Genomic DNA, 24,265 nt, shown 5'->3' on the forward strand with positions numbered 1-24,265 from the left:
ATGGACAGCAAAGCAAAACGTACGTTTGATGCGATCGTCATCGGCTCGGGAATCAGCGGTGGTTGGGCCGCGAAAGAGCTCACCGAAAAAGGGCTAAAAACCTTGGTCCTAGAACGTGGTCGGGACGTGAAACACGTCATCGATTATCCCACGGCCATGCTGAATCCCTGGGAATATCCACACCGCGGACAGGCGCCGATTGACCTCAAAAAGGAATACAAAACCGCCAGCAAGAACTACATCTTTTCCGAAGCGACTTCACACTTCTTGACGAAAGACGGCGAACAGCCTTACATCCAAGACAAACCCTATGATTGGATTCAAGCTTATCATGTAGGTGGTCGATCGCTTTTGTGGGGCCGACATACCCAGCGCTGGAGTGACTTTGATTTCAGCGGTCCGGCACGCGATGGCTTCGCGGTCGACTGGCCCATTCGTTATCAAGATATCGCACCCTGGTACTCTTATGTTGAAAAATTCGCCGGTATTTCTGGAAATAAAGATGGCTTGGAAACCTTACCTGACGGCGAGTTTTTAAAACCTTATGAATTGAATTGCGTGGAGAGTCACTTTGGCAAAACTGTCAAAAACAAATACCCGAACCGTCATGTCATCAGCGCCCGCACGGCGAATTTAAGTCAAGCCGAAAAGATTCATTTGACGGTAGGTCGAAGCCGATGCCAAAGCAGGACACTATGCGAACGCGGCTGTCCATACGGCGCTTATTTCAGCAGCAATTCGGCTACTTTACCTGCTGCTTATCAAACCGGAAATTTAACGCTAAAGGAACACTCCATTGCGCATTCCATCATCTACGATGAGCGAAAGCAAAAGGCGGTGGGGGTACGCGTCATCAATGCCCAAACCCTCGAAATGGAGGAGTATTTTGCTTCTGTGATTTTCGTGAATGCATCCCCTTTGGCGACCAATCTAATCTTGTTGAATTCGACTTCATCCCGCTTCCCGAATGGCCTCGGAAATGACTCAGGCATTTTGGGAACGCACATGGCATTTCATTCGTATCGCGGTCGGATCACCGCCGAGTTTGACGGAATGCTGGACGTCACCACGGAAGGCAAACGGCCTACCTCGGGGTATATACCCAGATTCCGAAATGTATACCAGCAGGAGACCGATTTCTTGCGGGGTTATGCGAGTAACCTAACGGCGAGTCGGGCAGTGGAGAACGCCCAAGACCTGATGGGAGAGTCCTTGAAGCAGGCTTTGGTTAAACCGAAATTGGCCAACTGGCATATTAATGTGGGCATGATGGGCGAGACGATTCCGAAGGCGCATTCGACGGTACGTTTGGATGAACAAGCCAAAGACAAATATGGCTTGCCGCAGCTTCGGGTTTCGATTGGCTATGATGAGAACGACGAGAAGATGTTGAAGGACTTTCACCAGCAGTTCACGGACATGTATGAGTCGGCAGGTTTCCATAACATCCAATTAATCGATACCAAACGCCTCCCTGGAAACGAGAATCACGAGATGGGTGGAGTCCGCATGGGCAAGGACCCAAAGACTTCGATGCTGAATGCCTTCAACCAAATGCATCATTGTTCGAATGTGTTTGTGACGGATGGATCATGCATGACCTCGACCTCGACACAGAATCCGTCCTTGACTTACATGGCCTTGACGGCAAGGGCGGTGGATTATGCCGTCAAAGAAAAGAAAAAACGCAATTTTTAACTCATGAATAAAATACCATTCGCCCTATTTATTGCCATTTTGAGTTTAATGATGAACAACAAAACGATGGGCCAAAAATTAGAAATTCCGGGTATTCCCAAAGCGTTGCATTGGGAAAACAAAGCCAAATCTTTTACGATCAATAAGTCCATTCTCCGCATTACTTCTGGAGAAAAGACCGACATGTTCCGGGATCCGAATGTTACCTACAATACTGACAATGCCCCGAAATTATTGTTTGAAGCGGATTCGAATTTCGTGTTTACTGCGGCGGTGGAACACGCCTTTGCGAACAAGTGGGATGGAGGTGCACTCGTGTTGAAACAAGACAGTTTGAACTGGGTAAAATGTTGTTTTGAAAAGGATTATACGGGAGCTAGGCGAGTGGTCAGCGTCGTAACCAAAGGCATTTCGGACGATTGTAATTCCGTAGAAATCAATAGCAACAAGGTGTATTTTAAAATCGCCAAGGCGGACAACGTGATTACACTATATTATTCTCAGACGGGTAAAAACTGGTATTTGTTTAGACACTTTACCTTTGATAGCACGAAGAATTTGAAGATTGGCTTTTTGTCGCAATCGCCTACGGGGACCGAGTGCAGCGTGACCTTTAGTGAAATCACATATTCAAATAAAAAAATCAAAGACCCTTATTTGGGCGAATAACCATGACAAAAATCAATCCACACATCCACTTCAATGGCAATACCGAGGAGGCCTTTGAATTTTATCAATCCACTATCGGCGGTGAGCTTCGCGGTATCATGCGATTCAAAGATTTACAAACCGAGGGATTTTCATTTCCGGAAGATGAGTTGATTAAAATCATGCACATTAGCTTAGTACTTGATGGCGTGGTTTTGTTAACCGGCAGTGACGTTCCCAGCATGTTAGGCGTCGTGAATGAATCCGAAAATCGTAGCAAGATTAGCCTCCAAGCGGGCAGTCGGGAAGAAGCTGATGCGCTCTTCGCGGGACTATCCGTGGGCGGCGAAGTAGAATTCCCCCAAGGCGACAGTCCATGGGGTTCGTATTTTGGTGCCTTTCGGGATAAGTATGGGGTAGAGTGGATGATTAATTTTACCGGGATAATTTCCAAACGCTGACCATGTGAAATAAGGCAATAAAGATATTGCTGATAATCACAGGATTCGTAAATGACCCAACCATAAAAGGGCTCAATAGCTTATAAATGATTTGGACCGTTAATAGCGCCATCACAAATTTTGGGTCAAATTTGAAAATTAAGATTGCGGAGGAAATCAGAATCGCTAAGTAAATGGAAAGAAGAATCCTTTGGGCGGGCGTATCTGTCCCATAGGACCTTAATGTCCATGAACTTTTTAAATAAATTCCCGAGCAAACCGGAATCAGGACAAGAATATTTAAAAGAAGAGAGAGTTTTGGAAATACCATAAGTAAGTAATTTGTTGAATTTGGTGGGGCTTCCCAACTTGTTTTGGACGATAAATCTAGTCCCAAATATGCCGCAAAAGCAAGAATAAATATACCAAGACCCCTACGATGATTTCGTTGCGGTACTTTTGAAAAAAAGAGGTTTTTTCGTTCATGATTAATACGTTTTCGACCAACGAATACATAAAGTAATCCAACTAATCCGCCTAAAAAAAGAAAGGCAATCGTCCACATGATTTTCTCGTTACGTTCAATTTTTGCCGATTGCCAAATTTCTAACATCGCAAGAATCGCGACAAGGTAATGAGAAATAACCCCAATAATCAATAATTCCTCCGCAATAGGCAGGTGCATAATTTTAAAAAGAGGGCCAATGAGCTGAAAGGCAAAACTCACCCAGAAAATTTGTTCGAACTTCATAAATTGGTAGTTAATGCGTATGAAATTTAGAGGCTAATGTAGCATTAAAAATCAGTCCAAATAGAATTTCACTCCCAAATTTATTCGAATGCTTGGCTTCTGAACGTAGTAAGATTTTTTTAGTTAGTGTGTAATCAAGGGCTAATGATCGCGTCACATCTTCAAATGCCGCGGGCATGATAACTCCACGAGGGTCCGAATAATATTCCAATCGACCACTCATTCGCAAACGGGAAGCAGGCCTCCAAGTCAAATACATTAATCCGCCATGCCAGGTATTTCCTGATTCCAATCCGAGATCCCAACCGATCGTTCCGCTCCATTTGGCTGATATCGGAATTTGGGCGTATTGGTTAAAAAAGACCCGCGTGCCTTTACCTTGATTTCCTACAAATTGGCTCGCATTAATCTTCAAGCCGGATAAGGAACTGTATCCAAATTGTGCGCCTAAAGCCGGATTAAATTTGGCAATTTGTTGCCAACCGCTGAGTGCCAACACGCGCATGGAAAATGGCGATTTAGGCGTATAATTCCAGGCAATCCCTGTCTCGTAATACGGCGAATTCTCCGCCAAGTAACTTCGCGAAAAGAGATCATTATCCATGTTTTTTGCAGATTCAAGTCCAATGTGAGATGGGAAAATCCCCACTTGGAGTTGATTCGATGGATTCAACTGATATTGAATGCTTAGTTGATAGACATGTCTCCAAAACTCCGGCTCCGCCGCCAAATTTTTTTGGGCGTAAGTCCCTAGCATAATCGCGCTTTGCAGAGACCATCGTTTGTGCTCCGCCGCGAAATCCAAGATCCCCAGGTTAAGTGCGGGCTGTTGGGTAGTTGTGTGATTGTAAAAAATGGGGGATTTTTGACCTTTTTCAGCATGGACATAATAGACCTCTGAATAGACGTCAACATGCCATTTCAGGGTATCCGATTGTGCCAACGTGTGACTCACAACGGCGAACAAACAAAGGGCCAAAACGTGTTTATACACAGGTTATTTCAAGAGCTTGTGTCGATGAGATTGCCTGCAAATTTGAATAAAAAATGAACACGAAAACCAACTAATATCAAAAACATTGATACCCCCAAACGGGAATAGGCAGGTGAATTTCACCGCCTATTTCGTAATCCTTTTCATTTTTTAAACTAAACTCGTGACACTAGGGCTTCTTCGTGGTTATTTCGACCACGCCATTGGCCCCATTCGTGGGGTATTTGGCAAGGGCTTTTTCGCCTTTGAGGACATTCACCGACTCGATTTTGCTCGGGCTGATTTTATCCAAGTCCAAGTTGCTCATCACCACGCCATCAACGACCACCAAGGGTTTTGCTTGAGGCGACGAAGCGGATGGTTTCAAAATGATACCCGATTTTTCATTGGGAGAAGAGGCGCTAGTTCCCACTTTCTCGGCACGGAAAACGATATTCTTACCGTCTTTCGATCCTTTAAATTCTACGGTTGTCGAATCCACATAAACCATTTTAACGGTAGGTACTGGTTCAGGAGCTTCCGGAGCCGCCGGCGCTGCAGCGGGTGGCGGTGGAGGTGGCATATCTTTGGTCGATACCGAGAATACTTTTTTGCCCGTTTTCGGGTCAGTAAAAGTTGTGGAATCCGGACGCATCGTTACGAGGTACTGCGCCCCTGATGCTTTCTTGGCCTTCTTTTCTTGTGCCTTCACTTGAAGGGAAAATACCGCCAAAGTCAAGGCGACAAGTGGCAATACGGCTACCTTTCTGGCGTAGGCGTATTTGGGTGATTTCGATGTTGTTAGCATGATAATTCGTCGTTTAATGGATGAATAATAAAAAGAGTGAGTCGGGTTTAAAAAATGATTCCCATAATAGGATTGTAAAAGCATTTTGGCAAAGGCATCCACCTCGTCCGTCCCCACCGCATCGCGGTCGGCAATAAATTCATGGATATTTTGCAATTCTTTTTGAATGATCCAGTTAAAGGGATTCATCCAAAAAATCGAACAGATCAATTGACTGATGAGTCGGTCCAGCGAATGCCATTGCTGGATATGGGCCAACTCGTGTTGGAATATTTTGCGTCCCGTTTCGTCATCCATGGAGAGCGATTTTTTCCAAAAGAGGTTTTGGAAAAAGGAAAACGGCGCCTCCTCCAATTCCGTTTCGATGAAATCGAATCCTTCCATGTGCGTCACGGGATTTGTCCTTTTAATGAGGTAGATCCGAAACGCAGAATAAGCTAGGTAGGCAAGCAATAAGGCACTAATGAGACTTAAGGCGATGACCTCCCATGCGAACTCGGATTGGGCGACAAGAGCTGCGGGTAATGGGTTAATAAAGCGCAAAGCCGGCACATCGGCAAGCTCCTCTGGCGTATAGGTAAACATCGATAATTTTATGAAGGGTATCCATAAACTTAAGAGCATGGACCCTAGCAAGAAAAAGCGATTATAGGCATGGTAAATCGTGTTCTTCAGGAAGAGCCAATAATAGCCAAAGAAGATCCCCGATAAAATCGTCGATTTTAGGAGGTAGGTGAAAAGCTCCGACTTATTCATGGCCTTTGGATTTTAGGTTTTCCAACAAAAGTTCTAGGTCTTCAATCGACATCTGATTCTTATCCACGAGGAAAGAAACGACATTGGCATAAGATCCCTCGAAAAATGATTCGGCGAGACCCGCCATCCGTTGGCCAGAATAATCCGCCTTTGAAACCTTGGCTGAATAGAGGTTGTTGCGATTCGGATTGGAGATTTGCACAAAATCCTTTTCGACAAGGATCTTCAACAAGGTCGCGACCGTGTTGGAATGGGGCTTGGGCTCAGGTAAAATTTCAATGATGTCTTTCAGGTATCCACCCTCTGGTAAAGTCCAAATGACCTGCATGACCTGCTCCTCCGCTTGCGTTAGTTTTTTCATCTGTCTACGTTTTCGTTGGGACAAATGTATAACTAAATTTTTAGTTACAAAATATTTCTAACTAAATTTTTAGTTATTTTAAATATGCCTGTTTCAGGCAATTAGGGATATGAATCCTCAAATTTTTAACTAAATTCAAACACAAAACCTATCAAGATAACTATGAAAACGATCGCATTATTGCTTTGCATATCTTTTGTCGGCTTCGCCCAAAACAGCTATAACCTCATTCCTTTGCCGAAGGAAGTTGTGCCACAGACGGGTCAATTTGTGGTGAAGAAATCGACGAATGTTACTTATTCGCATCCGGAATTCGCGCCAGTCGCGGAATTATTGCAGGACTATCTTCAAAAAGCGAGCGCTTATCCGATTAGCACGAAATTGGCCAAAAGTGGATCGATTCAATTTGCCCAAAATACCTCCTTGGGCGAGGAGGCTTATACGCTTCAAATCAGCTCGGGTAAAATTTCCATTCAGGCGAAGACTGGCAAAGGTGCTTTTTATGCATTGCAGACACTCCTGCAATTGATGCCTGCACAAATATATTCGGGCACCAAATTGGCGGGAGCTATCGCGATTCCCAATGTCCAAATTAAGGATGAGCCACGATTTTCCTACCGAGGTTTGATGCTCGATGTGGGCCGATATTATTACCCAGTCGAATCCGTAAAACGCTTCATCGATTTAATGGCGATTTACAAAATGAACACCTTTCATTGGCACTTAACGGAGGATCAAGGCTGGCGGATCGAAATTAAAAAATATCCTTTGTTGACCTCCATTTCCTCGGTCCGGAAAGAGAGTATGCTGGGTCATTACAAGGACCAAAAGTACGACGGTAAACCGCACGGAGGTTTCTACACACAAGAACAAGTGAAGGACATCGTGGCGTACGCGGCCAAAAAATACATCCAGATTATCCCTGAAATTGAGATGCCGGGTCACTCGCAGGCGGTATTAGCGGCTTATCCACAGTTTGGGGCGAATGCCGACAAGCTTTACCAGGTCAAAACAAAATGGGGGGTGTCGGAAGATGTCTTATTCCCGCGCGAGGAAACCTTCACCTTTTTGGAAGATGTCTTGACGGAGGTGATGGCACTTTTCCCGGGACAATACATTCACATCGGTGGGGATGAATGCCCAAAAACACAATGGAAGGAGAGTAAGTTTTGCCAAGATTTAATCAAGAAATTAGGGCTCAAAGACGAGCATGAATTACAGAGTTACTTTATTCGTCGGATCGATAAATTCGTCACGTCAAAAGGCAAGAAGCTTTTAGGTTGGGATGAAATCCTGGAAGGGGGTCTATCTCCGAATGCAATGGTCATGTCCTGGCGCGGGACGAAGGGAGGAATCGAGGCGGCGAAGCAAAATCACGATGTGGTGATGTCTCCGAATTCCTATTTCTATTTGGATTATTACCAAGCGGATCCGAAAACGGAGCCGATTGCGATAGGCGGAAATTTGCCTTTGAGCAAGTGTTATTCTTTTGAGCCCAACTTGCCTGAATTGACCGCAGAAGAGGCTAAGCATGTCGTAGGTATTCAGGCCAATGTCTGGACGGAATACATCAGCAATATTGGCTACGCAGAATACATGACCTATCCGCGCGCATTGGCACTTTCAGAAGTAGCATGGTCGGCAAAGGAATCCAAAAACTACGCAGATTTCAAGAAGCGCTTAACGGGTCATTTGCCCTCTATGGATGCGATGAAGATTAATTACTCGAAGGCCTTTTTAACGCAACCATAATTCAAAAAGGGCTGCCTCTTAAATGGAAGCAGCCCTTTTTATTTGCCATTCTATTCCCTTAATCCGCATAAAACTTGCGGTACAACTGACCCGAAATGAAGACGGCGTTGGTACCTTTATTCTTCTCAGACCAAGCCTTGAACTTCGGATGGTCGTGAATCAATTTGTATTCCGCCTCTGAACTCCAGTGTCCAATCGTGCAACTGCGGTATTTGCTTGTCGTATCCGACGCCGCCAATTTCAAATGGGTGTAATAGTTTTTGGGATAACCCATCTCCGCCATGATGGCATTGATTTCTTTTAAACTAGCGATGTAGGTTTTTTCCATGTCCGCATTTTTTACGTCGTAAAAATGGACTGAATTGATGGCATGTTGTGCGGATGCCGCACGGCTAATGCCCAAGCCAAACACAAGAAGAAGGATGATTTTTTTCATGGTATGTTTGTTTAAGTTTTATTGTTTTTTGTAAAGAAACCACATGGCACGTGTGATCATGGCCGGCGTCACGGAGACATGCGTCTCATCCGCAAATTCCACAAATTGGGATTTCATATCCGGATAATGTGTTTTTAATACGCCTTCAAAATCCCGTAAATCCTCGATCCCGTCTTTCGCCTCTAAACTCCCAAAAGATAAGAACGCGCGCACCGGATAACTCTTATGCGTCTCAGCATATTTGGCTTCGATGCGACGGATTTCATTCTGAAGCCAAAGTCGTTGGGAAGAACTATTAATCGCAAATCGCTTAAATAGATCCTTGGTCCCAAACATCAGGTAAGCCACATATTGACCACTCAACGAATGCCCAGCAATTCCTCGATCACCATTGCATCCGTATTTCCCCTCCACCAAGGGAAAAATCTCCTGGGTAAGTGTTTTGAGGAATGCATCTCCTTTGCCTGAATGGAGACTACCTACGGGTAATTTGAAATACCTCGCTGCGCCCACGTCATTAAGCGTGTCGACCGTAAAGGTGTAGTCGGGCCAGCGGTTAATCAACCACTCGCTGGTCGTCTTTTCGGGGCCCGTAATGGTCACAACGACCACGTCCTCGATAAGATTCTCCATTTGTAAAACCCGGTGCGCACCATGTGCCATGGCTGCGGAATAGTATCCATCTAAAATGTAATAGAAGGGATATTTCTTGGAGGCATTGTAATTTTCGGGTACCGAAACTTCGATGGTGTAATGTGTCTTGTTCGATTTTGAATCCAATTCAAATTTGTTGACCAAAGGATATTGCGCTTGAACTCGTAGCGCAGCAAAAATGAAGAGAACTAGGAATATAAGTTTAATCTGTTTCATCGCGATTATTTTACGAGGTATTGCCCCAATTGTTGGTTGTACCATAGGTTATCATCAAAATCTTGTTCTTCGATAATCTTACCATCTTTCATTTTAACCAGGGTTACGCCCGACAAGTCCATCGGCTTGCCTGTGGCGGTATGAGTACCCTTAAAATTCCAGTGTTTTACTAGTTTGTCGCCGTGCCCCCAAACATCAATGAAGGTAAATTTGATATCGGAAAAGGTCGTTAAATAATAATTAAATGACTTCTTAAATTCTTCGATACCTTGGGCCCTTATTTTTTCTTTTTGATTTAATAAAATCACGTCGGCTGCAAAGTTCTTTTCATTGACTTGGTCGATGTCGCGCTGATTAAAGATTTTGTCCCAGGTTTCCGTATACATTTTGATGTTGGCGGCCACATGTTGTTCCGCTTGCAGCAGCTCGGCGCATTCTTTTTTGGTTTGAGCGTGAGCCAGCATAGGGCACAAGGCAAATAGGAGGTAAATAAGTTTTTTCATGGGTTAACATTTGTTTACCCAAACCTATTAAATCTGAAAGGAAATGAAGACTAAATTAGGCCTTCCTTGTTCCCATTTCGGGAGAGGGAACATTTGGGCATAAAAAAAGTCGACCATGCGGTCGGCCAAATTAGCTTATTTATTATTCCATCCCTCTATAATCCCGGTTTTGAAGTCGGTGTAGTTGGAGATCAAATAAATGACCAAAACAATCAAAAGAATGATTTTCCAGTTGTTTTTGATGAGTGTTTTCAGGTCTGAGATGAGTTGGTTCATATCCGTAATTTTAATGGTGAAATTAAATTCATAAGGTTTGGCGTCCGATTTCGGTGCTACATTCGAAAGGTCTACTTTTAAAGCCTCTCCAAGCACTTTTAGGGAGTATAAGCTCGGCTTGACTTCGTTGTTCTCAATTCGCTGAATGGTCCGAAGCGTTAAGCCCGATTTTTCAGAGAGTTCTTTTTGAGAATAATTTAACCCGGTTCGTAGTTCCTTTACTCGTTCACCAAATTCCATTTGCAAATATGTTTAAAGGATTGATCATAAAATTGACAGGAAAGCGTCATTTGGCCGACATTTACCTTGTCGTGTTATTTTTCAGGTAGTTATAAATTGTTTCAATCTGTGGCTTGTGTTCCACTAGCCTTTCGCCCGTGGTCCAGGCTTTCTGCGCATTGCTTAAATTGGGAATGGCAAACTTGCCCTGTGAGACCGAATACATCCAACATAAATCGATGAAATTGAGGTATAAGTTTAGCGTGTAAAATCCGGATGCCATTTGCATTTCGAATCCCATTTTTCGGAGGGTTCTTTGATTGAAAAAATAGGACGTGCCGACAACCTGCACGGACGGTAAAATCTGCTTCGACTCAATCAATTCGATCAATTTTAGGATGCCCTTCAAGTGATACATGAATATCGTATTACGAAAGCCTCGACCCGCTTTCGTATTTCGCATGACCATCAGGTAATCAAAACTTGTTCCGCTGTGTAAATCGATTTGCTTGTCGGTCGCCATATAACCCAATAGCATGGGGGAATAATATCTATAGGACCCTATCAATGTAAAAAAGGGAGTAAAGGCAAATTGGGCAAAGGGGATATAAGGCAGAAAAAGCAGATAATACACCGGAGAAGTATAGGCCCATTCGATGATGAGGATAGCAGGGGCAAAGCCAAGGATCAACAACAGTAAAGTGGCCAACCAAAGCAAGGCTGTCGGTAATTGATAAAAATCATTCATGTGTATAAATGCAATTTCAGCGGAAAATAAATGAAATTCTGCCACTTATGTAAATTCGATTTCAAAAAATAGGTGATGTGTTGTATTTTTCGACATGAAAAAATACGGCATCAATAAATTTCTTTACCTCGGATTTGTCCTACTGGGTTGTGTAGAACTGTACCAAAAATCCATTGGCGATGCGCTCATTTATTTGGGAATTGCCTTGGCATTTGATCCATTTAACCCGGAACAAGCTTGGGCGGAAAGACCCGGCTGGCAAAAATTAGCCTTAGTGACGCACTTGTCCATCGTATTGGGTTTGGTGTTTATCGAGATATTAAATGCATTTGTCTTGAAATGAAATCCGCTAGGTTAAACATTTTCATCTATGCGGCATGTTTACTCGTGGCGGCTGTAGGCATTCTGTATGCCCAGGAAATAAAGACAAGTTATACGGGGTTGCGAATTTGGGAATGGAAAAATATAGCTTGGCTCGGATTGGGAGTACCCTTTCTGTTCCTGCAATCCGCGGCTGGCTTGCCTAATTTCATCGATACAAATATCCCAAACAAACATCGGTTTTTACGGCCCCTGGTATTCGGGGCGTTATTTGGAATCCTCGATATTTTGGTCATTAAAGTTCTCCAACATCCCGAATCATATACCGAGCTCCCTCCGTTTTTACAGCCTTTCCCCTATTCGATTTTCTTGTTCTTTTCGGGGGCTTTGGAGGTAGAAGTATTTTACCGACTCATTCCGATGACCCTCCTACTTTTGCTAGGAAACAAGATTGCGAATGGGAAATATTACGACCGTTTTATGTGGTCGGCAATTATACTTACCGCACTTCGAGAACCGCTGGAGCAATTCCCTACGGGTCAAATTGCTTACATCTTTTATGCCTTCCTGACGGGTTTAGGCATGAACGCTTTGCAGGCGTATTATTTCAAAAAGGCAGGATTTCTCGCTTCGTTGAGTTTGCGATTGGGCCACTACCTATTTTGGCATATTTTATTGGGGGTATATGTTCAATTCGTGGAATTGCAATAAGCATGCATATAAGTACAACACGATTAATTCCCGTGTGAAAGGCGTTCCACAATTCAAGTGGTAATTAAGTACAATAACTAGAAATTAATTTCGTATTATTAATTATCCGTTGGATAATCTATCAATCATTAATTAACCTACCCTATGAAAAGTGTATTTATCCTTTTATTCGTGTTCCTTGGTTGGACTACACTCGCCCAAGATGGAACCATCTATCCTTTGGAGGCCCCCAAAGAACCTAATGCAATTCCTTTGGGTACCGGTTCCGTGAAGGACCAACCCGCCCCTGAGACTTGGTTCCGCCAATGGGGGGATCCGATGGCACGTAATATTTCCACCGCCACATTAACGCCCTTCTTTCCGGAAAAGGGGACGGCAAATGGTGCCGCGGTGATTGTGGCACCCGGCGGAGGATACCGCTGGCTTTCCATGGGCAACGAAGGATGGGAAGTAGCCGAGGCACTTGCCAAAAAAGGCATAACCGCTTTTGTGTTAAAATACCGCCTTTTCCCGACGGCCGAAAAACTGGAGGATTTCACCGCCTGGATGAATCGCCCACGTCCGGCTCCTCAGAAAACAGATAGCACAGCGAAAAATACGAATCCCATGGCACAATTGGATCTATCGAATCAATTGGAAGATGCCGAAGCAGCTTATGCGCTGATTCTCAAAAATGCCTCTGCGTGGGGTGTAGATACCAAGCGTATCGGTATGATTGGATTCTCGGCGGGAGCCGGTTTGACGATGCATGCGACACTCCATTCGAAAACGATGAAATTAGCCTTTATCGGTCCGATCTATGGAGGCATGGGGCCTGTCAAAGTACCCGAAAACGCACCCCCCATGTTTAACGCCATCGCATCGGATGATTTCTTATTTAACGCGCAATTTGGGATTATTGAATCTTGGTTTAAGGCAGGTCGGCCCGTCGAGTTTCACCTCTACCAAAACGGTGGCCATGGCTTTGGTTTAGGCAACCCGAATCGAACGAGTAATAAATGGTTTGATGCATTCACGCATTGGTTGGATGTCAATAAATTTTTAGTGGCCGAAAAGACCAAATAAGATTGCCATGATTCATCGCTTGTTTTATCAAAGCCTAAATCCAACCAATAGCATCGCGCTCGACCTCAGCGCTGCGAATACAGATTTAAACGCCGAAATCTTTGGAGATATTGAGGCATTTACCAAATACATCGATGCAAAATTGGATGGAAAGATTGGCTATGGGGGCTACCTGGAACATCGAGTGATTTACGAGGCGCATGACAACTTTGCGACGGATTCGGCAGATTTCCGAAACATTCATTTGGGAATGGATTTTTGGACGAAAGCTGGCACGCCGGTTATGGCACCTTTGGATGGAGTGGTGCACAGCTTTCGGGTTAATCCGGGTTCGGGGAATTATGGGCCGACCATCATCTTATATCATCCTGTGGAAGAAATTTATAGCTTGTATGGGCATTTGGCGAGTGCGGATTTGGCCCACATACAAATAGGGGATTCGATTTCGCAAGGGCAAGAACTTTGCCATTTGGGAGAGGCCCATGAGAATGGGAACTGGCCACCGCATTTACATTTTCAATTGATCCGAGATCTGCAAGGGATGAACGGAGATTATCCGGGGGTTTGTTCGCAAAGAGATGTGGATTTTTATAGGGATAATTGCCCAGATCCTACGAAATATTAGTCGGATTAAATCAGGAATCAAGCCGAAATTTGAAACCTCAAAAACAAAACAATGAGGAAAAAAATGACCACGATGGCCAATAAAAGGATTTTTTCTCTACCGAGTTGTTTTTGATTTTTTTTCACTTTTTAAGATGAGGGCTTAGATTAAAAAATGAAAATATCCCGCATGGGAATCGCCAAGGTGTGCGTGATATTGTAAATCTGGTAGATACTCGTATTTATTTCCCCGAGTTCGATTCTGCGCAATTGTTTGCTTTCGATTTCCGCTTCATTGGCAAGTTTTTCGATGGATAAACCCTTCTCAATGCGTTTCTCCCGGATCTTTGTACCAATCTTAACAACAAGCTCCTCTTTCTTTAATTTCATGTTTAAAATTGGTTAAAGGTCATATTTGACACAAGGTCATATTTGACCCCTTCAATTATTAAAATTGAAGTACTTGCTATGTAGGCTTAAGGAACGATTTAAGCGCGTTGACTTGGAAATAAGTTGCAAGTAAACTGTGTTGTCTGAAATTTTGTACATATACATTTACACACAGAAAATTCCGCTAGTTTCATGGACAATTATGAGACAAAAAGCTCAGAGTAAGAACAGGTTTTTAAATAGGTATTGAACTAGATAATACGTGTACATGATTTTTCCAAAAAATAATCGAAAGGTCTCTTAGGGAGACAAAATCCTATTAACTGCAGAAGAAATCAGGAGTAATGGAACTCAATAGAGGAATTTAATACCTTATCGGATGGTGCACCGCAACGGATCTTAACGAAACGATTCGGTGGGAATCAGACTCTTTGAGTACAATATAGGGCTTTACGCCTGTGGATTTGATATCGTTCCCTTTCATCGCAAAGGCTTCTTGTTTCCAATCTGCGATAAATATTTCGGTATTAAGGGGTAAAGAATACGATTTGATTTGATTCGGATTTAGGTTGCTTACCCTGGTTTGAATGTTCCCATCCGGCGTGTAGATGATTAGCGAAAGGTGATACACATCCTTATAATCGTTCGAGAAGCTAATGTTAATATTGTCTTGGGCATTTGCATTCCATACCAGGAATTGAAGTGACATGAATGCGACGATATATTTCATTTTGTAGATGCTTATTGAGTTTTAGGAGCCCGTAAAGCTAATCAAATATAAATGCTTGCCTACATTATTTTCTAATACTACGATACTCTCATCGAATTCAACGAAGGGCTTGCAAAATTTATCGATCATTGAGTCTGAAAGATTTTGTGCACATTGACAAAGCGATCGAATGTCATCGTATTTCGTATCATGGATTGATTAAATGCTTGGATTTGCTTTTTGATATAGGTCTGATGCTCGATGAGTGCGTTACGATACGATTTATCTTTTTGCAAATTGTGTTTAAATAAGGGATCCTTGCTGACATGGTAAAAACCCACGCAGGATTCCCCATTAAATTGGTAACAATATTCTTGGCTGTAACAATGGTAAAGGCCCGCTTTGTAATTGATGCTATATCGGTTGCAATCATCTTTAAAAAGTGATTTGCCTAACGAATAATAGGGCTTGTTATAATGTAAAATATCCAATATGGAAGGCATGATGTCTATTTGATTGGCAACATCATCCCTTTCGCCTACCAAAGCCCCGTCGGGTTGGTAAAAAACAATGGGAATGGAGACATCTTTTTTATTGGTTAAATTATCCCCGGTATTGGGACCCGTATGATCCGCCGTGATGACAAATAAGGTATTAGTAAACCACGCCTCTTTTTTTGCTTTTTCAAAGAACTGCTGCAAAGCAAAATCGGTGTATTTTACAACGGAATTAATGGGATGTCCCTTTATTTGGAAACGATTACCATATTTTGCTGGCGTACGATAGGGATGATGGCTGCTGATCGTGAACAAAACGGAAACAAAGGGTTTTTTTTCCTTACTTACTAGGGTATTCATATACTGTAAAAAGGGTTCATCCCAAATACCCCAAGCACCATCATATTCATCCATCGTTGGATAGTCTTCTTTCCCCACATACGTATCAAACCCTACAGACGAAGTAAATGCATCAAATCCCATCGATCCCTTTCCGGCGCCATGAAAAAAATAAGAATGATAGCCATAAGGCTTTAAGAGGCTTGCGATCGACTGAACTTGATTGTTGGCATATTGAGAAAAAATATAAGAGTCGTCTTGCCAGGAAGGGATACTTGCCACCACGGCAGGTATTCCTTGGATAGATTCTTTTGCATTGGCATAGGCGTTATTAAATACCAAGCTTTTGCTAAAGAGAGAATCTAAGAATGGGGTTTCGCTCGTGCCCTTATAATAACTCAAATAACTCTGAGACAAGCTCTCTACAATGATGATAACGATATTTTTCGCTTCAAATTTGTCCTTTACTTGGGGAACCGAAAGGGGTAATTCACAAGACGAGTAAACCTTCATGGGGAAATATTCGACGGGGCGTAAAGAGCCCTTTTCTAGGGTTTTGGTAATCGTAAAGGGGGTGTTTAAAATGTAGGGGACTTCTTTGGCCGAAACCATTTCAGAAGCATGTATGATATCCAAAGGTTTCATTTGGAGGCCGCCCCTTATTCCCAAAATACATAAACCAATAAGGAGCAAATAGGAAGCGGTCGCAATTAGATAGTCTTTTAGCTTTTGATGTTGTTGAATGACCTTTGCCAGAATGCGATTGGCGTATTTAATAAGGACATACAACATCAAAAAATACAACACAATCAAAGGCCAATTGCCTTTCATAAAAATGTATAAAATCATGTAAATGTTGTCTCCCTTTTCGCCCGTTAAATATAAAAATGTGTCGGCCTGAATTCTTTTTTGAACATAGGGAAAATAAACAATGTCACTAAGGCTCACCAATAATCCGAGCGCATTGCTGATGATAAATAAGTATAGGGTGCCCTTTTTCACCCACCTAGACTCGGTAAATCCATGCGGGAAAAAAAAGAAGATGATAAACAAACTATTTAAAATACTTAGGCCCGCTACATCAAAACGAAAGCCATTCCCTATGTAAATGAGATACTTTGAAAAAGGGATATATTCCCCCGAGGATTTGGAAACTGTGTAAATAAAAATAACTCGTACAACAACGTACATGCATAGCAATAAAGCCATCAATGCCGTCATTTTTTGGAGTTTAATTAACACATTCTTCATAAACAATTGTTTAATTCTTGCTGGGCATTCCCGGGAGATCGAGCCATTATTCAAAAATAAGATAATAATTCAATAAGATAAATGAACCAACAGGCTGCGCAACCCTAGACAGGGCTTGCCTAAAATCAATTGTCAGACTGATTCGCAATACCGATAACGCTAAATTTGGCTATCCCCAATAGTTGGTTTACTACCAAAAAACAGTCGTAACGCTAATTGAAAGAAAAGTAGATTAACCAATAGGCCAATGATCGCGGGAATGATGGATGATTCCCCTTGATACAGTGCATTGCCATAAGCCCAGTCGGCACTTCGAAAATCCAAATAAACATAGAAAGCGGTCACCATAAAAAGTAAAGCCGCGATCCATTTTTGTTTATTCAAATCATTGACCGAATAACCAATAATCACGATCAGTAAGCCTATGACCATCATATGCACATATACCCACAGAATCGCATCGTAATAATGCGCTGAGTCCAAAATGATTTTGGGCACTTTGAATTCAGCCATACTCACCATCAATCCTTTCGCGAAAAGACTCATGGGCAATAACATAAATGTATAACCCACGATTAGGCAAGTTCTTTTAAAGTTTGGCAAAAGTGATTTCATATGAATAAAAATCAGAATAGTTCATTCAAATAAATTGCATTTGAAAATCAATCTATACTTTTCCCCCAATGTTTTATGGTCAAGTCTATAGATATCCCCAACATAGTGATGTCCTTTACTAATGAGAATGAGAACCCATTAAATAGAAAAGAAAGGGTGACTATAAAAATTACACAGGATAATATGGACCCATACTTTTCTTTAAAGATCAAAAGCAAAAACACAAGGAGTTCAAAATATCCTAAAAAGTAGTTGGGGCCCATGGGACCTAAAGTGGTCATCCAAGAGGTAAGAACATTCGAACCGACCATTTTAAAAATACCTTCAGGAACACCATCCCAAGCAAATACTTTCTCCATCCACCCAAAACCAAGTATAACTAGAAGGCTAACTTTACTAAAACTGTTTGCGTTCAAAAATTGAAGTTTCATAATTCCCGTTTAAATAAGTTTAATGCATTCTCATTTTTTACATGCTCCTAAAGTAATATAAATAAATTAAAATGATGTAAATCCATACATTTAGCCGCTTATATAATAGGTAGTGTAGTAAAACTAAATTCTTCCTATTTTTAAATACCTGTTTTTTTAATATATGAACAATAAATTAGTTAAAGAAAGTTTATTGGGGATGGTGATGGGCATGGGGATTATGGGAGGAGCCTATTATTTTATTCCAAAAGATATTATCTATAAGTTATTCCCGACCACTAACTCAGAATCCGTTATCTTTTTTATATCCGTAATTATTTGCCCCTTTCTTGCCATTTTCTTACACGAACTAGGGCATTTGGTTGCAGGTTTAATTCAAGGTTTTAAACTTCAGCTTTTTGTAGTTGCCTTCTTAGGTATTAAACGACAAGATGATAAGATAAAATTTTACCTAAATAAAGAATTACAATATTTTGGCGGGGTTGCTGCCTCTTCTCCTATACTAATTACGAATAAACTAAAAGAGCAGTTTGCATTGATTTTAATTGCAGGACCTATTTTTTCTTTAGTGTTCGGCCTATTGTTTATCACCCTATTTATTTATACGAATACCTTATTTAATTCAAGTTTTGGTATCATAGGAATTATCTCAACTGGGTTATTTTTTGCAACCACTATTCCTGAAAAATCGGGCAATTTTTTCACTGATAGAAAAAGGATGCAACGTTTATATGACAAAGGTAAAACTGGTGATATTGAACAATCGTATATTGAAACCACTAGCCAGTTATTGATCGATAATCATTATAAAAATCTTTCTATTGAAAAGCTATTTTTAATTCAATCTGATACTGAACCTATTGTCCAGTTTTGGGGATATTATTTTGAGTTCAAGCACTATGAAGAACGAGGAAACTCAGAGAAAGCTGCCTTGATAAAAGAAAAATTACTAACCTATAAGGAAATCGTACCCGTAAATATATGGAATAGCCTATCGATAAATTAGTTAACTAATTAAACTATGAACACTGTCATAAATTTTGCAAATTCATCAGATAATACACACGAGATTGCCCGACTTATATTTGAAACAGACAATATAATCCCTTTTATTTTTGGAGAAAGAACAGTTGCCATTCCAAAAATTAAAGACCTTGTTGAGAGAACAGATAATGTGTTTTCATTTCAAAATGTCCTGGTTTACAAAAGTAGCGAAGACGAAATCAAAGGATTGCTTCTGTTTTATGCTCCCAAGAATTTAGATAAAAAATTAGAAAATCAAGCATTCACTAAGGTGTTCTCCACTAGAGAGCTTATCGTAATTTGGTTTAAATCTCTTTTTTTAAAATCAATCAATGATAAATCAGAAATTGATGGAATTTATATACAAAACATTTCTGTTGATTCATCTTCACGAGGTGAAGGTATTGGGACTAAGTTGATGAATTATGTTGAGGAATATTCAATTAAGCAATCCATTAATTCATTATGGTTAGATGTTGCTTTTGATAACCCTAAAGCTAAAAAATTATATGAAAGACAAGGGTTTATCGAAATGTCGCGTCATAAAATTATGTTTTCAAACAATGGATTCTATCGAATGAAGAAAAATATATAGAAAATCAATAGAGGAAGCACGCCTTACTGACTGAAGTACAACAAAAAAGGCGACATTTCTGTCGCCTTGTGCACTCTTGCTCCCCATGTTATTCAGAGATGCAGCACAACTTCTTCTTTTATAGAATTAGGTTAGAACTGAATAAGTAAAAGTGTCAGCCTTTATAATTGATCTTATTTCGGATAAAGTCTATAAAGCCTTTAAATACTAAAAAAAATGGATTGTAACCCGCAAATCCTGAGGTAACTCCATACTTTACTTTTTCTGTTTCAGGTTGGTAAGTCCCGAAAATTTTGTCCCAAATTATTAACGTGCCGCCAAAGTTTTTGTCAATATAAATGTCGTTAGAACCGTGATGAACTCGATGGTTGGATGGAGTGTCAATTATGTTTTCCAAAAATCCCAATTTACCTACCGTTTCGGTATGTAGGAAAAATTGATATAGTAAATTAAGCGAATAGCAAATAACTATAAAATCAAGTGGTAGTCCTAAAAAAGCAAGCGGAATGTAAAACACAGGACTTATCAGAGCTCCTAACCAATTAAGTCTATAAGAAACTGTAAGGTTGTAATGTTGGCTTGAATGATGTACCAAATGAAATGCCCAGAAAAACTTTACAACGTGAGAGCATCTGTGAAACCAATAATAACAAAAATCTACACCTAAAAAAGTAACTAAAAACATAAGTTCCGATTCTTCAAAGGTAAACAGCCGAAATTGGTAAAAGAGACCAAAAATCCATAACTGATACCCTGCAAAAAGGTATTTAGATATTTGAAAGCCTGCAAAAATACTCAGATTTGCAAGGGTGTCTTTTACACCATAAGCATTTTTATCTTTTCGCCAACTCCAAATAATTTCGGCTGTAATTAACCCGAAAATAAACACTAGTGCATACAACTTGTATTGTCCAAATTCAAATTCCATAAGGCTACTTAATAAATATTTTTTATTACAAACTTTTGAATAAATATTTATGCATTAATTGGTTTTCGACCAAAATATTTCTTTTTTCATCATTCCCTTCCTTACCACAAATCTGATTTTATTTCCTTCTAAATAGGATTCACAATTTGCAGTTGTGTTTTTCTTCGGATTGCTCAAAATACCTTGCCACCTGCCATTGGTAAATGTTAAATTATTGAGTACCACCACATCTTTTCCTTGTGGTTTTCCAATAAATGCTAAACCCGATTTGTTTATTTCAATTATGGCACCTTGGGCAGTTTTCCATTGACCCGTAAAATTGTCAGTAGATTTTTGTGCCATTGCAAATACAGTCATTAATAGAGCTATAACAAACGAAATATTTTTTTTCATTTTTTAAAAATTACATGAATCAATGATGCAAATTTATACTCCCAAAGAGGATAAACTCATTAACAAAAGATAATAAAGGTTTTGATTAATATTTTTTCTTTGAAATACGTTGTCTAATCCTACTCAAAGAAACAGGTGTAATGCCTAATACATTAGCAATGTACTTGTCGGGCACACGATTAATTATATTTGGGTAATCTTTAAGATATTGTTGGTATCTCTTTTCAGGTGAGAGAAAAATAAAGGAATCAATTCTTTGAAAAGCTTGTTTCAAAATTTGTCGACCAAAAATCCTGCTGTCCATTTTTAGAAAGTCTAAATTGTCAGAACTTAAATCTTGAAAAGTTTTTACATCTGTAAAGTACACTTTTGTTTTCTCCAAAGTTTCAAAGGTAAACTGGGAAGGTTCATTTAACAAAATGATATGAACATTTCCAAATAGTTGCTTCTCGGCAAACAACTGAAAAGTAATTTCTTCGCCTTTGTCATTTATTAAAAAGCTACGTACCAACCCTTTTCGGATATAGAAGACATTATTTGTTTTATCACCTTTTTTTATTATGCTCTCTCCTTTGTCAAAAGTTTTTGAATTAAGATTTCGTAATAATTTAAAAAGGAATTTCATATTCATACATTTTTTGTTTCTGCGGTAAAATTGTGCCTAACTATGAGATTTTCAAGACTTTAAACGAGGTGATTATACTGGCTTTGTTGTTACGTAAAGTTAACATTATATCCTCCTCCCAAATAAAAAAATCACTTTTTAGAATATGACAAGAGCATTACAGATATCTGCATAAATATGGTAGGAGATAATCAAGCTATTTGTATTTTTCAAGGACAAGACAGAAGTCATTGAATAGTGATACTAGCAATTTTATATTAGATATCCTTTTGGGCATCTACACTCATTCCATCTGAAAAACGTACAGCTTTATTAAAAACAGAATCTCCTTTTGAGATATAAACTTGAATACTATGAACAGGGGTTTTACCTTCTGAATTGACTTTAATTTGCATCAAAGCTCTTACACCTTCTTTATTTTGAGAAAAACCAATAATAGGCAAAATGAAGAATTGTACAATAAGTAAATATTTAAATTTTTTCATACTAATTTAAACGAGTAAGGTCAATAAAAGTTACAAATTAATTAGATACTTCTTAAGGTTGAACTTGAAAAAATGCAACTATCCTAACTCACTAATAGACAACAAAAAAGGCGACATTTCTGTCGCCTTGTGCACTCTTGCTCCCCTTTTCGACGAAAGATGCAACTATAATGCGATGATTGAGTATGTGACAATTAGGAAATTGAAAGGTTAAATATTGTTTAGATTATTAAATTCTTCCTTTTTACTTTCAAACCATTTAGCAAAGTCAGATGGTTCTTTCATCATCTTTTGCATTTCATTCATTGCATCAATATGTGCAGTATCCCCATTTTGAAACATTTCCATTCCGTGTTTTTTACTTTGGTTTGCTATTTCATCAAAAGACTCTCCTAAAAATTCAATATCACAAGCTCCACCGAGCTGTTTGCAGGTCATTTTTTTCATGATAAATTTTTTTTTATAAATATAATAAAATGCTACAAAGCAGCTGCAACTACCCTAACTCACTGACGGACAAAGAAAAAGCCATCATTTCTGATGTCTTGTCCAGTTTGGATCCCCTTTTCGAAGAAAGATGCAGCTATAATGCGATGATTGAGTATGTGACAATTTGGAAATTAAAGTGTTGAACTTCGTGTAATTTTGCAGGAAGTTTTTAATAGTTGGGTTTTTTTGCTCTTACAACTAAATCTGTGTCAATTAACTCTAATGACAAAACCATATCCTTAACTGATTCCTTATATTTTTTGAAATGTGGAGTTAAAATATGGGACTGATATGCATCTAAATTAGCATAAACCTCAAAGATGGTAATTGATGTGGCATCTTTTTTATCGGCAACAACAGTATAGGACAATACACCCGGCTCTAATTTAATTGCAGCATTCATCTGCTCTTGAAGTGCAGACTTGTAATTTTCAAGCTGATTTTCATCTACTTTAATTTTTGCAATTCTATACATAGTATTTGATTTCTGAGCTGTTAGGGGATTATAGGTAAACATTAACAGAAATAGCAGAATAGAGGCTACTGAAATTTTCGAGTTCATAAATTTACTTTTTCAACTTCTTTAATTGGTATGGCTGACCGGGAGCCAAAACCACAATTCTTTCGGGATTAACTACTCTACTTTTTAATCTTTCAGGGTCACCATTAAATGGACTAAAATCAGGAGCATCTACAAAACCCCAATGTCCCAATAGTAATGGCGTGTTGGGATAAGCATTGGCAATTTTTACTGCACCTTCAAGTCCTGAATGAAAATCAGCATCTTCTGAATAATCAAAAAGTATCAAATCAGGAGTGGGCATGTGTAATTGTTCCTGCATAAATCTTGAATCTCCTGGTGCCCAAATGGAACCATCGGGTGTATTAAACCAAAATCCACATGCATCCCCAGGTGAATAATATCTTTGGCTAGATTTTGGAAAATTGTTTTGCCAATCATGGTCTGCCAAAGTTAATTTAACTTTTATATTACCGACTTGAAATTCATCACCGATATAATGTCCAAATGAATTTAGCCCGTCATTTCGCATCAAAGAATCTACAAATGTGGTAGAATGAAACTCCTTCGTTACCGCAGACATGTTTTTGCAAGTTGCTACGCTGTAATGGTCATTATCACTATGTGTTGCAAAAACTGCATCCAATTTTGGTACCTCATTGGGTTTTATTGGGAAATCCATCAATAATGGTAAATCATATCCTTCTAATAAGGGATCAATCATAAAATTTTGACCTCTACTATTAACGAAAAAACCTGCCATTCCCAGCCATCTGATGATTGTAGTGTTTGTTTTAACAAATGCTTCCTTACCAAAATGAACAGTTTTAGGTGCTTTAGCTTGAAACTTCTTACCGATTTTCCCGCTATCCATTTGACTTTGAGCGTTTATTGTATTGGAGGCAAAAAACACAATGGCGAATATTACTTTTACAATCTTTTCCATCAATTAGAATTTTAGATTACAAATTTCGAGGATTTAAAATCATTCAAGATTATACCCTTTCCGTATTCTCTTACCATTTTTCCTTATTCT

The 24,265-nt window shown here is 39.9% G+C and carries 31 protein-coding genes; 10 read left to right on the forward strand and 21 right to left on the reverse strand.

Features of this window, described 5'->3' with window-relative positions; all coding sequences use genetic code 11:
- From ACMH5P_RS08010 to ACMH5P_RS08020, 3 genes are read left to right on the forward strand one after another with little or no spacing between them, the layout of a single operon-like run.
- Window positions 1-1,698, forward strand: a complete 1,698-nt coding sequence (locus ACMH5P_RS08010; RefSeq protein WP_459493831.1) for a GMC oxidoreductase — start codon at window positions 1-3, stop codon at window positions 1,696-1,698.
- A 3-nt stretch (window positions 1,699-1,701) separates the two neighbouring features.
- A complete protein-coding gene (locus tag ACMH5P_RS08015; protein WP_459493832.1) occupies window positions 1,702-2,367 on the forward strand; it encodes a DUF1349 domain-containing protein in 666 nt (221 codons plus the stop codon).
- Between the two features lie 2 nt (window positions 2,368-2,369).
- Entirely contained in the window at window positions 2,370-2,807 is a 438-nt protein-coding gene (locus ACMH5P_RS08020) for a VOC family protein (RefSeq protein WP_459493833.1), read from the forward strand.
- Here the strand turns inward: ACMH5P_RS08020 and ACMH5P_RS08025 are convergent.
- The 4 genes from ACMH5P_RS08025 to ACMH5P_RS08040 form a co-directional block, all read right to left on the reverse strand.
- The gene (locus tag ACMH5P_RS08025; RefSeq protein WP_459493834.1) at window positions 2,782-3,537 is read right to left on the reverse strand and encodes a hypothetical protein; all 756 of its coding nucleotides are present in this window, start codon (window positions 3,535-3,537) and stop codon (window positions 2,782-2,784) included. The genes ACMH5P_RS08020 and ACMH5P_RS08025 overlap by 26 nt on opposite strands.
- A gap of 10 nt (window positions 3,538-3,547) precedes the next feature.
- Window positions 3,548-4,531, reverse strand: coding sequence for an outer membrane beta-barrel protein (locus tag ACMH5P_RS08030; protein ID WP_459493835.1), 984 nt, complete (start codon window positions 4,529-4,531; stop codon window positions 3,548-3,550).
- A 169-nt stretch (window positions 4,532-4,700) separates the two neighbouring features.
- On the reverse strand, window positions 4,701-6,074 hold the full coding sequence (locus ACMH5P_RS08035) for a M56 family metallopeptidase (RefSeq protein ID WP_459493836.1): 1,374 nt from the start codon (window positions 6,072-6,074) through the stop codon (window positions 4,701-4,703).
- Complete coding sequence (locus tag ACMH5P_RS08040; RefSeq protein ID WP_459493837.1) at window positions 6,067-6,435, reverse strand: BlaI/MecI/CopY family transcriptional regulator; 369 nt, start codon at window positions 6,433-6,435, stop codon at window positions 6,067-6,069. The genes ACMH5P_RS08035 and ACMH5P_RS08040 overlap by 8 nt, the downstream gene beginning before the upstream one ends.
- Window positions 6,436-6,597: 162 nt before the next feature.
- On the opposite strand from ACMH5P_RS08040, the gene ACMH5P_RS08045 reads away from it, so the two are divergent.
- On the forward strand, window positions 6,598-8,187 hold the full coding sequence (locus ACMH5P_RS08045) for a beta-N-acetylhexosaminidase (RefSeq protein WP_459493838.1): 1,590 nt from the start codon (window positions 6,598-6,600) through the stop codon (window positions 8,185-8,187).
- Window positions 8,188-8,245: 58 nt separating this feature from the next.
- Here ACMH5P_RS08045 and ACMH5P_RS08050 read toward each other — a convergent pair whose 3' ends face one another.
- The 5 genes from ACMH5P_RS08050 to ACMH5P_RS08070 all read right to left on the reverse strand — a co-directional run bounded on the left by ACMH5P_RS08050 (window position 8,246) and on the right by ACMH5P_RS08070 (window position 11,284).
- Window positions 8,246-8,623 carry a hypothetical protein gene (locus tag ACMH5P_RS08050; protein WP_459493839.1) on the reverse strand — a complete coding sequence of 126 codons (378 nt, stop codon included), beginning with the start codon at window positions 8,621-8,623 and terminating at the stop codon, window positions 8,246-8,248.
- 18 nt (window positions 8,624-8,641) lie between these two features.
- Window positions 8,642-9,493, reverse strand: a complete 852-nt coding sequence (locus ACMH5P_RS08055; protein ID WP_459493840.1) for an alpha/beta hydrolase — start codon at window positions 9,491-9,493, stop codon at window positions 8,642-8,644.
- 5 nt (window positions 9,494-9,498) lie between these two features.
- Window positions 9,499-9,996 (reverse strand): ester cyclase, encoded by a 498-nt coding sequence (locus tag ACMH5P_RS08060; RefSeq protein WP_459493841.1) that lies wholly within the window; start codon window positions 9,994-9,996, stop codon window positions 9,499-9,501.
- Window positions 9,997-10,131: 135 nt separating this feature from the next.
- The gene (locus ACMH5P_RS08065; RefSeq protein ID WP_459493842.1) at window positions 10,132-10,512 is read right to left on the reverse strand and encodes a helix-turn-helix domain-containing protein; all 381 of its coding nucleotides are present in this window, start codon (window positions 10,510-10,512) and stop codon (window positions 10,132-10,134) included.
- A gap of 61 nt (window positions 10,513-10,573) precedes the next feature.
- Window positions 10,574-11,284, reverse strand: a complete 711-nt coding sequence (locus ACMH5P_RS08070) for a hypothetical protein (RefSeq protein ID WP_459493843.1) — start codon at window positions 11,282-11,284, stop codon at window positions 10,574-10,576.
- 49 nt (window positions 11,285-11,333) lie between these two features.
- Here ACMH5P_RS08070 and ACMH5P_RS08075 point away from each other — a divergent pair, with 49 nt between their 5' ends.
- The 4 genes from ACMH5P_RS08075 to ACMH5P_RS08090 all read left to right on the forward strand — a co-directional run bounded on the left by ACMH5P_RS08075 (window position 11,334) and on the right by ACMH5P_RS08090 (window position 13,961).
- A complete protein-coding gene (locus ACMH5P_RS08075) occupies window positions 11,334-11,582 on the forward strand; it encodes a hypothetical protein (RefSeq protein ID WP_459493844.1) in 249 nt (82 codons plus the stop codon).
- Window positions 11,579-12,271 (forward strand): hypothetical protein, encoded by a 693-nt coding sequence (locus ACMH5P_RS08080; RefSeq protein WP_459493845.1) that lies wholly within the window; start codon window positions 11,579-11,581, stop codon window positions 12,269-12,271. The genes ACMH5P_RS08075 and ACMH5P_RS08080 overlap by 4 nt, the downstream gene beginning before the upstream one ends.
- A 144-nt stretch (window positions 12,272-12,415) precedes the next feature.
- Window positions 12,416-13,336 (forward strand): alpha/beta hydrolase, encoded by a 921-nt coding sequence (locus ACMH5P_RS08085; RefSeq protein WP_459493846.1) that lies wholly within the window; start codon window positions 12,416-12,418, stop codon window positions 13,334-13,336.
- Between the two features lie 7 nt (window positions 13,337-13,343).
- The gene (locus tag ACMH5P_RS08090; RefSeq protein WP_459493847.1) at window positions 13,344-13,961 is read left to right on the forward strand and encodes a peptidoglycan DD-metalloendopeptidase family protein; all 618 of its coding nucleotides are present in this window, start codon (window positions 13,344-13,346) and stop codon (window positions 13,959-13,961) included.
- Between the two features lie 146 nt (window positions 13,962-14,107).
- Here ACMH5P_RS08090 and ACMH5P_RS08095 read toward each other — a convergent pair whose 3' ends face one another.
- The 5 genes from ACMH5P_RS08095 to ACMH5P_RS08115 form a co-directional block, all read right to left on the reverse strand.
- The gene (locus ACMH5P_RS08095; RefSeq protein ID WP_459493849.1) at window positions 14,108-14,329 is read right to left on the reverse strand and encodes a helix-turn-helix transcriptional regulator; all 222 of its coding nucleotides are present in this window, start codon (window positions 14,327-14,329) and stop codon (window positions 14,108-14,110) included.
- A gap of 364 nt (window positions 14,330-14,693) precedes the next feature.
- Window positions 14,694-15,059 carry a hypothetical protein gene (locus tag ACMH5P_RS08100; protein WP_459493850.1) on the reverse strand — a complete coding sequence of 122 codons (366 nt, stop codon included), beginning with the start codon at window positions 15,057-15,059 and terminating at the stop codon, window positions 14,694-14,696.
- A 125-nt stretch (window positions 15,060-15,184) separates the two neighbouring features.
- Window positions 15,185-17,125, reverse strand: a complete 1,941-nt coding sequence (locus tag ACMH5P_RS08105; RefSeq protein WP_459493851.1) for an LTA synthase family protein — start codon at window positions 17,123-17,125, stop codon at window positions 15,185-15,187.
- 159 nt (window positions 17,126-17,284) lie between these two features.
- The gene (locus ACMH5P_RS08110; RefSeq protein WP_459493852.1) at window positions 17,285-17,740 is read right to left on the reverse strand and encodes a hypothetical protein; all 456 of its coding nucleotides are present in this window, start codon (window positions 17,738-17,740) and stop codon (window positions 17,285-17,287) included.
- 47 nt (window positions 17,741-17,787) lie between these two features.
- Entirely contained in the window at window positions 17,788-18,171 is a 384-nt protein-coding gene (locus ACMH5P_RS08115; RefSeq protein ID WP_459493853.1) for a hypothetical protein, read from the reverse strand.
- A gap of 163 nt (window positions 18,172-18,334) precedes the next feature.
- On the opposite strand from ACMH5P_RS08115, the gene ACMH5P_RS08120 reads away from it, so the two are divergent.
- Both ACMH5P_RS08120 and ACMH5P_RS08125 read left to right on the forward strand, forming a co-directional pair.
- On the forward strand, window positions 18,335-19,177 hold the full coding sequence (locus ACMH5P_RS08120) for a M50 family metallopeptidase (RefSeq protein ID WP_459493854.1): 843 nt from the start codon (window positions 18,335-18,337) through the stop codon (window positions 19,175-19,177).
- 15 nt (window positions 19,178-19,192) lie between these two features.
- Entirely contained in the window at window positions 19,193-19,789 is a 597-nt protein-coding gene (locus ACMH5P_RS08125) for a GNAT family N-acetyltransferase (RefSeq protein ID WP_459493855.1), read from the forward strand.
- Window positions 19,790-19,943: 154 nt separating this feature from the next.
- Here ACMH5P_RS08125 and ACMH5P_RS08130 read toward each other — a convergent pair whose 3' ends face one another.
- From ACMH5P_RS08130 to ACMH5P_RS08160, 7 genes are all read right to left on the reverse strand, one after another.
- Window positions 19,944-20,717, reverse strand: a complete 774-nt coding sequence (locus tag ACMH5P_RS08130) for a sterol desaturase family protein (RefSeq protein ID WP_459493856.1) — start codon at window positions 20,715-20,717, stop codon at window positions 19,944-19,946.
- A gap of 54 nt (window positions 20,718-20,771) precedes the next feature.
- Window positions 20,772-21,110: a DUF2147 domain-containing protein gene (locus ACMH5P_RS08135; RefSeq protein ID WP_459493857.1), complete on the reverse strand. Its 339-nt coding sequence runs from the start codon at window positions 21,108-21,110 to the stop codon at window positions 20,772-20,774.
- Window positions 21,111-21,195: 85 nt separating this feature from the next.
- Complete coding sequence (locus ACMH5P_RS08140) at window positions 21,196-21,741, reverse strand: Crp/Fnr family transcriptional regulator (RefSeq protein ID WP_459493858.1); 546 nt, start codon at window positions 21,739-21,741, stop codon at window positions 21,196-21,198.
- Window positions 21,742-21,992: 251 nt separating this feature from the next.
- Window positions 21,993-22,220: a hypothetical protein gene (locus tag ACMH5P_RS08145; protein WP_459493859.1), complete on the reverse strand. Its 228-nt coding sequence runs from the start codon at window positions 22,218-22,220 to the stop codon at window positions 21,993-21,995.
- 210 nt (window positions 22,221-22,430) lie between these two features.
- Window positions 22,431-22,667, reverse strand: coding sequence for a DUF1059 domain-containing protein (locus ACMH5P_RS08150; protein ID WP_459493860.1), 237 nt, complete (start codon window positions 22,665-22,667; stop codon window positions 22,431-22,433).
- A gap of 211 nt (window positions 22,668-22,878) precedes the next feature.
- Window positions 22,879-23,184 (reverse strand): putative quinol monooxygenase, encoded by a 306-nt coding sequence (locus ACMH5P_RS08155; protein WP_459493861.1) that lies wholly within the window; start codon window positions 23,182-23,184, stop codon window positions 22,879-22,881.
- A gap of 91 nt (window positions 23,185-23,275) precedes the next feature.
- Window positions 23,276-24,175: an MBL fold metallo-hydrolase gene (locus ACMH5P_RS08160; protein ID WP_459493862.1), complete on the reverse strand. Its 900-nt coding sequence runs from the start codon at window positions 24,173-24,175 to the stop codon at window positions 23,276-23,278.
- Window positions 24,176-24,265: the final 90 nt, after the last annotated feature.

Source organism: Aquirufa sp. 5-AUSEE-100C1, assembly GCF_054558655.1.